This is a genomic window from Zhongshania marina, assembly GCF_002915595.1.
Taxonomy (GTDB): domain Bacteria; phylum Pseudomonadota; class Gammaproteobacteria; order Pseudomonadales; family Spongiibacteraceae; genus Spongiibacter; species Spongiibacter marinus_B.
On sequence record NZ_PQGG01000036.1, the window covers coordinates 17,953 to 30,945 of the forward strand.

10 protein-coding genes are annotated in these 12,993 nt (G+C 49.0%); 4 read left to right on the plus strand and 6 right to left on the minus strand.

Translation table 11 applies throughout. The features are described from left to right. The first annotated feature begins 40 nt into the window (after positions 1-40). Positions 41-982 (plus strand): DMT family transporter, encoded by a 942-nt coding sequence (locus C0068_RS15840; protein ID WP_103685464.1) that lies wholly within the window; start codon positions 41-43, stop codon positions 980-982. Between the two features lie 27 nt (positions 983-1,009). Here C0068_RS15840 and C0068_RS15845 read toward each other — a convergent pair whose 3' ends face one another. Continuing rightward, positions 1,010-1,612 (minus strand): TetR/AcrR family transcriptional regulator, encoded by a 603-nt coding sequence (locus C0068_RS15845; RefSeq protein WP_103685507.1) that lies wholly within the window; start codon positions 1,610-1,612, stop codon positions 1,010-1,012. 119 nt (positions 1,613-1,731) lie between these two features. Next, a complete protein-coding gene (locus tag C0068_RS15850; protein WP_103685465.1) occupies positions 1,732-2,610 on the minus strand; it encodes an SDR family NAD(P)-dependent oxidoreductase in 879 nt (292 codons plus the stop codon). A gap of 146 nt (positions 2,611-2,756) precedes the next feature. Between C0068_RS15850 and C0068_RS15855 the strand changes: the two genes are divergently transcribed. Continuing rightward, positions 2,757-4,001 (plus strand): cytochrome P450, encoded by a 1,245-nt coding sequence (locus tag C0068_RS15855; protein ID WP_103685466.1) that lies wholly within the window; start codon positions 2,757-2,759, stop codon positions 3,999-4,001. Between the two features lie 82 nt (positions 4,002-4,083). On the opposite strand, the gene C0068_RS15860 is transcribed toward C0068_RS15855, so the two are convergent. From C0068_RS15860 to C0068_RS15875, 4 genes are all read right to left on the minus strand, one after another. Continuing rightward, complete coding sequence (locus C0068_RS15860; RefSeq protein WP_103685467.1) at positions 4,084-4,566, minus strand: hypothetical protein; 483 nt, start codon at positions 4,564-4,566, stop codon at positions 4,084-4,086. A 103-nt stretch (positions 4,567-4,669) separates the two neighbouring features. Continuing rightward, the gene (locus tag C0068_RS15865) at positions 4,670-6,985 is read right to left on the minus strand and encodes a TonB-dependent receptor (protein WP_103685468.1); all 2,316 of its coding nucleotides are present in this window, start codon (positions 6,983-6,985) and stop codon (positions 4,670-4,672) included. 167 nt (positions 6,986-7,152) lie between these two features. Then, entirely contained in the window at positions 7,153-7,545 is a 393-nt protein-coding gene (locus tag C0068_RS15870; RefSeq protein ID WP_103685469.1) for a hypothetical protein, read from the minus strand. A 58-nt stretch (positions 7,546-7,603) separates the two neighbouring features. Continuing rightward, on the minus strand, positions 7,604-9,937 hold the full coding sequence (locus C0068_RS15875; protein ID WP_103685470.1) for a TonB-dependent receptor: 2,334 nt from the start codon (positions 9,935-9,937) through the stop codon (positions 7,604-7,606). A 504-nt stretch (positions 9,938-10,441) separates the two neighbouring features. On the opposite strand from C0068_RS15875, the gene C0068_RS15880 reads away from it, so the two are divergent. Beyond that, positions 10,442-12,055, plus strand: coding sequence for a phytoene desaturase family protein (locus tag C0068_RS15880; protein ID WP_103685471.1), 1,614 nt, complete (start codon positions 10,442-10,444; stop codon positions 12,053-12,055). Positions 12,056-12,098: 43 nt separating this feature from the next. Further along, positions 12,099-12,932: a hypothetical protein gene (locus C0068_RS15885; RefSeq protein ID WP_103685472.1), complete on the plus strand. Its 834-nt coding sequence runs from the start codon at positions 12,099-12,101 to the stop codon at positions 12,930-12,932. Positions 12,933-12,993 lie beyond the last annotated feature (61 nt).

Consider the following 12,993-nt stretch of genomic DNA (forward strand, 5'->3'; position numbering starts at 1 on the left):
AGCACTATACTAGGGCGTCCATTTTGAATAGGCCAAAACCTTGAACAATGCATATAAATCCGACCTGCTGCTAGTGATTGTGACCCTATTGGCGTCTATCAGCTGGATGTTCTCCAAAGAGGCAGTATTACAAATGCCCCCACTGCTCTTTATGTCGATGCGTTTTTTTCTGGCAGGCCTACTGCTTAGCTGTGTGTCATACCAAGCACTGCGGGGGCTGGCCCGCTGCGCATGGCTGCATGCTATTCGGGTTGGATTAATATTTGGCTTTGCCATGTGCTTTTGGGTAACCGGGCTGGAAAAAGCGAGCCATGTAGGCGAAGCAGCATTTTTAGCTAGCCTTGGCGTGGTGATGGTTCCCATCATTGCGCGGCTTTTGTTTAAAGAAAGCATTCCACCCAGCACATGGTTCGCGCTACCGGTGGCACTTGTCGGTCTTGGCTTTTTATCGCTTGGTGCGGCAACAACGCACGCGCTAAAAATAGAGGCTTCACATATTTTATTGCTGACGTCGGCAGCTTTTTTCGCCCTGTATTTCAACTTAAATGCGCGAGTCACCAATATCCGCTCATTCGTCAAAAACAATAGTAGCGACGGCAAAGCGAGTAAGATTCCCGTGCTGGCCCTAACCACGATTGTGCTGTTAACAACCGGTGTCATTACCGGAATAACGTCTGCTTTTTTCGAAGCTTGGCGGCCCACCCTCACCAATCTTCACGCTGAATTAATCGGTTGGATTCTACTCTCTGCAACCATAGGCACCGCGCTGCGCTTCTTGGTTCAAACCTATGCACAGAGCCTGACGGCAAATAGCCACGGTGTTGTTATCATGGTGTTAGAACCCCTGTGGACGACACTTATCGCAATGCTGTGGTTTAGTGAAACTATGAACGCCAGCCAACTCCTCGGTTGCCTGCTGATTTTATTGTCGCTGATCATAAACCGCTTAAAGGCAATTACTCAGCTTATGGGTATACGGTAAACCTTGCTTAGGCAATGCAGGGACACGCTATTTCAGCATGCTATCTGTCAAATAGGTTTTCAGCGATTTAAAGCGCGCCGAGGTGTCGTAATGATCGTCGTGCAGCCAATTCAAGGTGATGATATTAGTCATACCCACCGTCATTTCTGCACAGAACTGCGGACTTAGGCCCGGTTTTAACTGCGCCTTACCGTGGCTAAACAAGCGCTGGTAGCAGTTACTCATAAACTGCAATTGGCTGGCGCCTTGGCTCATATTCGTCGACAGCGACCCAACTAAATAGCCAATAAGCTCCCGCTCTAATTTACTGGCGGTGCTGTTACGGGTGGCGAGTACCCCGAGGACAAATTCTAGCTGGCTAGCAAGGTCATCACTCTGCTCTATGGCTTCAGTAATCAGGTCATCGGTGCGCTGCAGCAATTCTGACTGGCAGATATCTACCAGCAGATCGTGCTTCGACGCGTAGTAGTTGTAGAAGGTCTTTTTGGCGATATCTACGCAATCGCAAATGGCGTCTATGGTGATGCCATCCACACCATATCGATTAATTAAAAGAAGGGTTTGCTCGCATATATTTTCACGAACCGCCTTCTTCTTTCGCTCTCTGCGCCCAAGCTGTGCTACTGGCAAAATACTCACCTCAAAACCCTATTTAGGAGGGGATAGTAACGCAAGCCTACGCAGAGAACCACGCCACCGCCGTCAGTGACGGCGACGACGGGGCTGTTGCGAAAGCAGCGATCCTATTGCTACAAGACATCCGGCACCGTTGGCGTGGTTCTGTTTAAGATGCTATCTACCCTTGCGACAAAGGCTGCCCTAGCCTTGTCTGACATCGGCGAAATCCAAAAGCTCTCGTCCCGAATACCCTGTATCGCAAATGCCGCAACCTCTTCTGGCTCCGTCGTCTGCAACTGCATATCGTACTGGGCCATAATCGCCTTCATGTCCTCAACTGAGTGAATTCCTGAATCGGGCTTGTCGGGATTGCCCGGCAGCGATTCTGGGCGATTGCGCTCAGAATTAAAAATACCAGTGTTCACCACATGGGGGCCGGGGAAAAGAGCATTGACCTTGACCGGTGACTGAGTGGCTTGAAGTTGATAGTGCAAATTCTCGGTGATCGCCTGCACTGCGGCCTTGCTGGCGGTATAGATTGGGGTATTTGGCAACATGAGAAACGCACCATTGCCGGAACCCGTCACCACAAAATGCGCCTCTTCGTTCTGCGCGACCAATTTAGGTAAAAATGCGTTAATAGAATGAATTAGGCCCCAGGTGTTTACCCGAAAGCCCCACTCCCAGTCATTTAGCTCGTAGTCCCACATATTGCCGGCTTCGCCAGTGCCAACCCCCGCATTGGCAAACACAAGGTGCATTGCGCCAAAGCGCGCCATCACAGCGTCTACCAGGGCGTTCATTGAACTCGCATCAGTCACATCTGCGCTCTGACCCATGCATTCGCAACCCAAGCTCTCCAGCTCTGCCACTGTGCGCTCGAGTGCTGCCGCCTCAATATCTGCCACGACCACCTTGGCACCTTCTTTGGCCAGTAAAAGCGCTATTGCCCGCCCGACACCGCTAGCCCCGCCGGTAATAACAGCCACTTTATTTGTAAAGTCTTTCATACCTTGAATCTCCAGATGCCTATTTTAATTATTTAGTAACTTGAGAATAAAATTACACTGGAGTATATTTTTTTGCAAGCAGCGAAATATTAGCAGCAACAATAACAATTCCGCGTCGCCCTAAGCGTCATCAGCGAGGATCTACCATGTCAGCAAGTGCAAGCACTCTTCCCCCCATCGAGTCACTCTTCGACCCGAACTCAAAGTCATACGCAGAAAATCCCGCGCCACAGTGCCTAGCCATCGCGGCTCGGGGCCCCTTGGTGTGGTATGCACCGTGGCAGGCGTGGATCATGACCCAAATGCCAGACATCATGGATTGCTGGAAACGCGAATACCTTTCATCTGACTTTTACGACTGGGAATTTGCACCGCCACGCCCCACCGAGGAAAACTGGAATAAATTTGAAAAAGCCCTAGTTGGCCACAGCCTGCTTGCCGACCCAGATCATCACCGCCTAGTGCGCCGAATCACCTCACCGGCCTTTTCACGCAATGTGGTAGACAATATTCAGCGTCAAATCGAACCCCACGTAACACGTTTGTTCGACGACATAGGCACACCTGAATCCTTTGATTACATCACCGAGGTCGCCCAGCACATTCCCTTTATTTCCATCACGGCAATGGTCGGTGTACCGGAAAAATACTGGCCAGAGATGAAGCGTGTCACCCAAACATTTACCGAAACATGGAACCCAACCATCTCGGAAGAACGTCGCCTGCGCGCCCAAGAAGACAGTAATAAAGCCATCGATATACTGCAGGTGGTAATCGCCGAGCGTCGCGAAAACCCTCAGGAAGGAGACTTTCTCAGCGCACTACTCAAAATAGAAGCGGCAAATGAAAATTTTAATGAATGGGATATTATCACCCTGATTCTTGCCTTGATTGGCGCAGGCGCAGACACCACCCTCATTGCCCAGCAGTGGTCGGTGTATGCCCTACTAAAAAGCCCAGACCAAGTACCCTATGCGCTGGAATCCGCCGACGCGTTCTCGAACGCCTTTAGCGAAATAATGCGCTGGTCTGGCAACTCAAAAATGGGCTTTGCCCGCTATGCGCCAAGTGATATGCAGCTATTAGGGCAAGAGGTGAAGAAAGGCCAAATGGTCTTGATGATGCCGCACCTAAAAGATCACGACCCAGCCTACTTTAGCAATCCGGAAAAACTAGATGTTAGACGGAAATTCGAACCCGACGTGCTATTTGGCTACGGCCCGCGCTTCTGTATCGGTGCCGCGCTCGCAAAGCGTCAGCTATATTTAACGATGGGGGAAATGTTTAAACGCTTCCCGAATATCTCCCTCGCCGAAGAACCCGAACGGGATTTAGAAGATCACAATGCCGTGGTATTTAAGCGACTACTACTAAACACGAACATAAAATAATTAGCGGGGAAATATCCCCGCTACAAATTAAGAATTTGGCACTAGGTGCTCGAGTTTACCACCTAAATCACGAAAGTCTTCTTCAAAACGGTGCCAATGACAACGGAAGCAGTATTAATTGATCAACCGGTATTGCTACTAAAACCTGACTAAACGCAGGCACCAATACTTGCGCTGGCTCGGTGTCCAATAAACTGCCAAGTACAGGTACCCCACCAGCGATTGCGTCATTTACTAAACCGCTACCTAATACGGTTCCAATCAAAGGGAGTTCAGAACCGCCAAATACGTCGGTAAGGGTAATTAAGCGGATCTCACCGTTCATTATGGGCGTAAGTATTGGTAAACCACCCTGCCCACCTAAATCTGTTAGCGACGCTAAACCACTGCCTAATAATTCATTAACTACTGGCTCAATTTGTATCGTGGTAAGTGCTGGTAAACCACTAGATAGCAAATCCTGCCCTAATGGAAGCAATCCGCCAACTATAGGAATATTTTGCGCGTTTACATTCACCGCAAAAAGCAGTGATACGCTCAATAAGATTTTTTTAAAATTTTTCATTTTCATACTCCAAAAACCATCTTTCGCACACGACTAGTAGCTAGCAACGTCGAAAACGTCAAACACCAAAGATGGCGCCAAAAATAACGCCATCCACATTAAGTTAGAAATCCCAGTTAACTCGTGCGCCAACAACACGAGGAGAGTTCAAAACTTGGTTACGTCCAAAGTCATCAACAAAGACCACTTCGTTGTAAACCTCATCCAGAACGTTCTCGCCAAATATTGTTAACTGCAGCCCCCAAGGATTGTAAAAATAGCTTACGCGAGCGTTATACAAATTGTAGGACTCACGCGCATAAAGGTCGGAGTTCTGCGGCAAAAAGTAAAAGCCATCGTTGTAATAAGTATCTACACCAATCTCAATCGCGCCATCACCGACAGGAATACTCTGGTTCACACCAAAGGTGTAAGTTAATTCAGGGGTTCTTACGATTCGATTGCCACTGAAGTCACGTGCCGGTAGCGGAAAGGTGCCGCCTTCGCCAAACGCCAAACCGGTATCTTCATCATAACCACGCCCGTCTGGGTAAGATGTGTATTCAGAGTCCAATACACTAACAGCACCGAACATCGCCAAACCTGGGTTCCAATTAGGCATGGGCGTCCATACAAAATCTGCCTCTGCACCCGATATTTCTGAATCGCCGGCATTGTCGTAACTCACCACACCACCAGACGCTAATGCCACAAATCCGGTTAGCAAATTCTGCTGTTCGATATAAAACACCGCCGCGTTTAAGCGCAAATTGCCGTCTAACAGATCTGTTTTAATACCCAGCTCGTAAGATTCAACCTGCTCTTCTTCTACACTCTCTGGTGCGTCAAGTAGGTTAACCGTGTTGTAGGTCGGACTTTTGAATGCCCGCCCCCAAGAGGCGTAAATTTGCGTGTCGTCATCAAAGGGACGCCATTGAAAGGCGACTTTTGGCGACAACTGATGAGAGGTCAAGGTTGGCACGTCGTCAGAGCGCAGCAAGATCTCGTCACCATCGCCATCAACAGTCGCTAAGCGAGACTTTAATAGATTTCGTTCTTCTTCTTGGTAACGCAAGCCAAAGGTAAGATCCATAGACGGCGACAGGAAGAAAGTGCTTTGCACATATGCCGAATAGGACTCACTATCTAGCACGCCGCCAGACAATAACCGAACACCTTCACTGACGTTCGGCAATCCAACCACATTTAGCAAGCCACCCAATAGCCCTGTTAGTGAATCTGCCAATGGAACTGGCAATGTTGTTAAGGCATTGGGTGCAACATCAAACGCTATCGGATCGAAACCGCCGCTGGAAGAAAGGTAGTAAAGACCAGCCACCCACTCCATATGCTCACTCAAGTAGCTGTCTTCATTCGACAAAAACTGCAGCTCAAGCGTTTGCTGCTCAGCTAGCTGTACAATGGAGCGAATATTGATAACGGGTAATTCACTTTTATCAAAATCAGCCTGCACAAAGGGTGCATCAACCTCTTGATCGGAGCCAATCATCTTTATATCTACACCAGGCAACTGCCAATCAAGTGTAAATGACACGAGGTAAGACTCAGAGGTGGCTCCCGCCAGCGAATCAAAGCTCAATTTGCGATCAGCTTTAGGGTCTTGCGGGAACGCTATACCTAATACCGGTGCGGTGCGGGTATTCTCAAACGCCAAACCTGAGTTTCCGCTACCCTCAGACATAGACCCAGACAAGGTTAATGCGAGCGTATCGGAAATATCCCAGCGAATTTTTGCGCGGCCACCCCGAGAGTAGACATCGATAATAGGGCCAGCATCATTGCTGTAGTAATTGTCGTGCTCGCTAGAAAATAGCGCGACGCTGGCGGCAAGCCCTTCAACTAAAGGCAAGTTCAAAAAGATTAAGCCATTCTGCTCGCCGTAATCACCAAGCTCTAGTTTCATGCTACCGAAAAATTCATCTGCGGGAGCAGGAGTAATAATATTAACCGCACCGCCCGTTGCATTCCGGCCGAACAAAGTACCTTGAGGCCCCTTTAATACCTCTACTCGCTCAACCTTACCGAGGGTGTCTGAACTGCCCTGCGCACCGAGCAAGGCGACGCCGTCAAGATAAAAAGGTACGCTGGGATCCGCACCGGGTAAAAAGGCATCGGTGCCCACACCACGCAAATAGGCAACATTAAAGCCCACCGCATTCGTCACGGTTAAGCCTGGGGTAATTCTCTCTAGGTCTTGAGCACTTTCTATACCAAAAGCATCAAGTTTTTCATTACTAAACGCGGTAATTGCAATAGGAACATCTTGGGCGTTTTCTTCACGCTTCTGGGCCGTGACTACAACCTCTTCAATCAATCTATTTGTTTGCTTTTTTCCGGCTTGGCCGACTTCCTGTGAATTCACGCCAGCCGAAGACGCCAGCGCTATTAGCGTCACCGGCAGCCAATTATTATGCTTCATTTCTTGCTCCTGATTACTTACCTATTAGCAATCTGAAAATTACTAACGAAAAATACTTATTACAAATTATCACTACAAGTATCACCCCGTATCGTCGAAAACGACGATACGGGGTGATACAAGCTCAAAAAAGACTCAATTTAATAATAGACAAACAAGCTTTGTGCTTATAAACCTGCGGGGGCAAGCTGGAGCGGCATAATTAAGATGTTGCCAAGACTAACCGTCGTCAAAAGCTGGCCACCTATTCCGAGAAATGGCGCAAAAGCATCGCTGACCAGCAATTCGCCAACGACAGGAATACCGCCAGAAATCACCGCATCAGCAGCCTCACTGCCTAATACTTGACTAACAAGCGGCGACAACACCGACGATCCAGCCGAACTTACGCCGCCCAAGCCCAAATCTGGAAAAGCACTCAAAGACGGAATACCACCGCCACCCAGACCAGCCAGCAGGCCACCCAACACCGGAATGCTATCTAGGGACTGGGCATTCGCAGTCATCGCCGTTGAAAGCACACAGCCAGCAAATAGCAATTTCATATTATTTATTTTCATTTTTAGCCTCTTTCTAATACACGGGCGTTAAGTACATCATTACGCGACCAAATCGCTATTAAAACTCCCAATTCACTCGTGCACCTACCACCTTGGGCGAGTTCAAGCTTTGGTTGCGTCCAAAGTCATCAACAAACACGACCTCGTTGTATTCAGTATCAGTGATATTTTCACCAAATACGGTTAATCGAACGCCCCAAGGATCATAGATATAACTCACCCTAGCGTTATACAAGGTATACGACTCACGCGCATACAGATCTGAATTCTGCGGCAAGAAGTAAAAACCGTCGTTGTAATACAGATCTGCACCGAACTCTAAAGCGCCGTCACCAAGAGGTATCGACTGGTTTAAGCCAAAGGTATATGTCAGCTCTGGCGTACGAACAATGCGGTTACCTTTAAAGTCTCTGGCTGGCAATGGAAAGGTACCGCCGTTACCAAAGGCCAAACCTGTGTCTTCATCATAACCGCGACCTTCTTTGTACTCGGTATACTCAGAATCAAGGAAACTAGCCGCGCCAAACAGCACCAAGCCAGGATTCAAGTTGGGCATTGGTGAGAGCAGGAAGTCAAACTCGGCACCTCTGATTTCTGAGTTACCCGCATTGGCGTAGTTAACAACACCACCCGAAGCTAACGCCACAAACCCTGTCAGCAAGTTTTCTTGCTCAATATAAAACAACGCCGCATTTAAGGTTAGATTTTGATCAAAGAGCTGCGACTTAAAGCCAAGCTCATAGGAGTCAACTCGCTCCTCCTCAACCTCTTCTGGACTGTCTAACAAGTTAACTGTGTTGTAAGTAGGGCTTTTAAATGCTCTCGCCCACGACGCGTAAATTTGCGTGTCATCATCGAAGGGCCGCCACTGCAAGGCAATCTTTGGCGACATTTGCTCGGCGCGAAGCTCGGGAACCTTGTCTTCACGAATCGTCAGCGTGGAGCCATCCTGCCCTGCCACCTCCGCTTTGGCATTTAGCAGATTACGCTTCTCTTCCTGATAGCGCGCACCCAAGGTTAAATCCCAGTTGTCTCCTAGCTTTAATGTACCTTGCATATAGGCGGAGTAGGCTTCGCTGTCCAAAACACCATAAGCCAGCACCCGAACACCGTCACCCAAATTCTGCAGACCTAATAAGCTACTCACGTCATTTAGCAAGCCAGACAACTCGCCGCCAAGTGGAATTGGTAAACTTGTTAATGCACTAGGCAATACATCAAAGGCGATGGGATCAAAGCCGCCGCTAGACTCTATGTAATAAAGTCCTGCCACCCACTCAAAATACTCGGAGAAAGGTGTTTCAGCGTTCGACAAAAACTGCAATTCCGCGGTTTTTTGCAAAGCCAGCTGAACAATCGACTCAATATTAATGATAGGTAAGGCGCTCTTATCAAAGTCCGCCCGCACAAATGGAGCCGACAGCTCTTGATCGGAACCGATAAACTTAACGTCGACGCCGGAGAGACGCCAATCTATGGTCACAGAATACAATTCTGATTCCGTTTCGGCCCCAGCCATCGAGTCAAAACTGACATGGCGATCTGCCTTGGGATCTTTAGGCAAAGCCGCACCCAATACTGGCGCAGGGCGGGTCAACTCAAAGGCCAAGCCCCCATTATTGGCCGCCTCTTGCTTAGAGCCCGCTAAAATAATCGCCAGGTCATCGGTAATGTCCCAGCGCAACTTTAATCGCCCGCCTCGGGCATATACATCAATCACCTCGCCGACATCATTGGTGTAGTAATTGTCGCGCTCATTGGTAAAAGCAGTGAACGTCGCAGCTAATTTATTTTCGACTAAAGGCACATTCACATAAATTTGGGCGTTACGCTCGCCATAGTCGGCAAACTCTAATTTTAAATCGCCTAAAAACTCCTCACCGGGCTCCGGCGTCACAATATTGATCGCACCGCCAGTTGCGTTACGACCAAACAACGTGCCCTGCGGCCCCTTTAGAACCTCTACTCGCTCCACGCGACCCAGGGTGTCGCTACTGCCCTGCGCACCAAGTAGTGCAACACCATCAAGATAAAACGGTACGCTGGGGTCTGCGCCGGGTAAAAATGCATCAGTACCAACACCGCGCAAATACGCGACGTTAAAGCCCGCCGCACTGGTAACAGTAAAACCAGGCGTAATGGTCTCTAAGTCTTGAGCGCTCTCGATTCCGAAAGCATCGAGTTTTTCATTACTAAAGGCGGTGATAGCAATGGGGACGTCTTGCACATTTTCTTCACGCTTCTGGGCGGTGACCACCACCTCCTCGAGCAATCTATTTGTTCTTTTGCCCGACGCGGCCTCTTCCGGCACCTGAGCAGAAGCCGCAATTGAAGCCGACAACCCAGCAGCAATAATCGCCAAACTTAAGCTCGTTCTTTTTCTTATAGTCATACTTACCCACCCTAAATACTAATCTTTTTGTTATTTTATACTTGGCTGCTAGCCTTAACTGACTTACACACACCGCTCGATCGCCCGTGCGAATAAATCACACACAAATAAGCAAGCACTTATTTAACGCTCATTAGAGGTATATTAATGAGTATAGAGAAGCCCTCAATTGTCTGATCGTCGGTTCCGACGATTTTTTTATGAAACCAAGCCGCCATCCTAGATCCTGCTCCCACGGCGTGACGTAATTCACGTTACTCCGGCAGGCGCATTACTGTTATTTAACTAACGACCCTAGAAAAACGAATTGACAGCCCTAGCTCTAGCTGGATAAACTGCGAATCATTACTATAACGAACGCTATATAAGATTCAGCATACTCTAGCCAGAGGCCGTGCAATAACGGAAAAGCAGCCCCTGTCTCCGTTGAATGGCTCGTCTTAAACACAGCGCTGAATTATCAACAGCGAAAACAGCTGAATTGCGAAGAGGAAGTAACTAGACATGCAAGATCAACAGAATTCACCTGCCGATTACAAGGATATCGACGTTATTGTCGCTGGAGCGGGCCACAATGGTTTGGTTGCCTCCTGCTATCTTGCGAAGGCCGGCCTAAAAACCTTGGTTGTAGAGGCGCACGAAACCGCCGGCGGTATGACCGCAACCAACCCAATGGCACCCGAAGCGCCCGACCATATGATTAATGAGGCCTCGATTCACGCCTCACTGTTTCGCCTTTCACCTATCGCGCAAGAATTAGAGCTGGAAACCAAGTACGGCCTGCGTCAACGCCGTATCGACCCCTGCCACGTTCAGCTAAGCCAGGACGGTGATGAGTCTATCGGAATGTGGAATGACCCACGCCGCACCGCTGAAGAGATCAAATATTTTTCTAAAAAAGACGCTGCTGCGTGGATGGATCTGTCAAACACCATAGATCGTGCCATGAAGATTGGTCTGCCGTTGATGAATACCAATGCTCATCGCCCCAGCCCTGCCGCAGTATTGCGCACGATGGGCGGCGCCATTCGACACGCTCGCCACATCCCCGCAATCGTCAAATTAATGACTAACTCCCACGCTGCCGCGCTGGAAGAAATGTTTGAAAGCGATATGGTTCGCGCCTGTTTGCTAACCGGCCTTCCATTCATGGAGTTCCGTTCAGATTTAAGCTCTTTCTGCATGATTTACTTGGCGGCACTGCAAAGTCAGGGCATCACCATGTTTGAAGGTGGTACCGGCGCCTTCCCAAAAGCATTAATTCGCTGTCTTGAAGACCACGGCGGCTCAGTTCGCACCGGCGCGAAGATAGAAGAAATCATCATCAAAGATGGCCGCGCTGCAGGTGTAAGAATTGCCGGCGGCGAAGAGATTTTCGCTAAAAAAGGCGTCGTAACGGCCTTCAGCCCCAAAATGGTACTCAACCATCTATTACCAGAAGGTCTTTTGGATCACAAAACCGCTGTCACCGCCAAGCACATTCCGACTGCCAGCCGCGGCATCGCCGACTTCAAACTAAACATTGCCTTAAAAGGCCGTATCGAGCCCCGCCGCCATTCAGAGTGGCGTAGAAAGCGCGGCTGGGATGCGGACTTACGCCTACCAACTCTGCAGTGGGCTACCTATGAGCAGGGCATAAAAGCGTACGAAGACTGTCAGCGCGGCGAAATTCCAGAAATCATTGCTGGCTTAGGACAAGTAACCACCGCGTTTGATCCAAGCATGGCGCCTGAAGGTCACGATACCTATTGGTTCTGGTCTGGCCTTGTTCCCTTCAAGCCAAACATTGGCTGGGAAAAAGCACGCGACCAAATCAGCGACATGATAACCAAAGACTCAGCTAAATATTACGAAGGCATTGAAGAGCTTGAAATCGCGCGCCGCCCACTTGCGCCGCCAGATATCGAAAAGCGCTTTCATGCCATCGACGGCAGTGTTTACCACGTTGACCCCTATGTAACGCGCTTTGGACCTGGCCGTCCTGCATTTTCATTAGGTGGCTATAAAACACCCGTACCAGGCTTGTTCCTAAGCGGATCAGGAACACACCCCAGCGCCGGTATTTGCGGTATGCCTGGGCGCAACTCAGCTATGACGGCAATAAAGAACATGAAGTGAAAACTTCATTTACCCAAAATAAGCACACGAGAGGATTAAGACTATGTCTTTAATGGATAAGCTAATGCAGCCAATGATCGGGGGGACATTACCTGTACCCGCCGATTACGCAGCGAATGAACTAGTGGGTAACCTATTTACGGTTTGGGCAGGGGGGTTCGGCATTGCAGTTATCCCTTGGGCGCTGTATTGCTTCTTTAAGAAAGGGAACGACATTCCTTTACTTATGATTTTCGGCGGCCTAATTTGCTCATTGATTGAGCCAATGCTCGATCACCTAGGCCACCTGTGGTACCCAACCAACCTGCCTGGTCCTGCATTTATAGGTTACGACTTAAATATTCCTTATTTAATTCCACCTTGCTATGTCTTCTTTATCTCTATGACCGGCTACTGGGCTTATACCCGCATGAAAGCCGGCCTAACAGTGAAGGGCGTATTCATTACCTGGTTCTTGATTGCAATGACTGACGTCATCATGGAAATGCCTGGTACTGCAACACAAGCCTACATTTACTATGGCGATGCCTCGTTTAAAGTATTCGGCTTCCCACTAGCTTGGGGCTGGTTGAACGGTACATCTATGTTGCTAGTTGGCTTCCTGCTGTACTTGATTGAACCTTATCTGCGCGGCTGGAACCGTCTATTTATTATTCCGGTTTCCGTTGTTGCAATGGGCGCCTCTTACGGCATGACCGCGTGGCCATACTTCATGTCACTTAACCATGACATGCCTTGGATCGCGACTCGTCTTCTCACCCTGCTGTCTTTGGTTCTTTGCCTAATGGTTGTGCGCTTTACTGCCGCCATTGTCGCCAGCGGCCACGAAGCGAAAAACCCAATCGAGAAACTGAACGGCAACCCCGTTCCAGCGTAATACCCTTCAGGCTAGGCTCTCCTCTTTTGTACTAGCCTGAAATTCTAACCCGTCAAATACT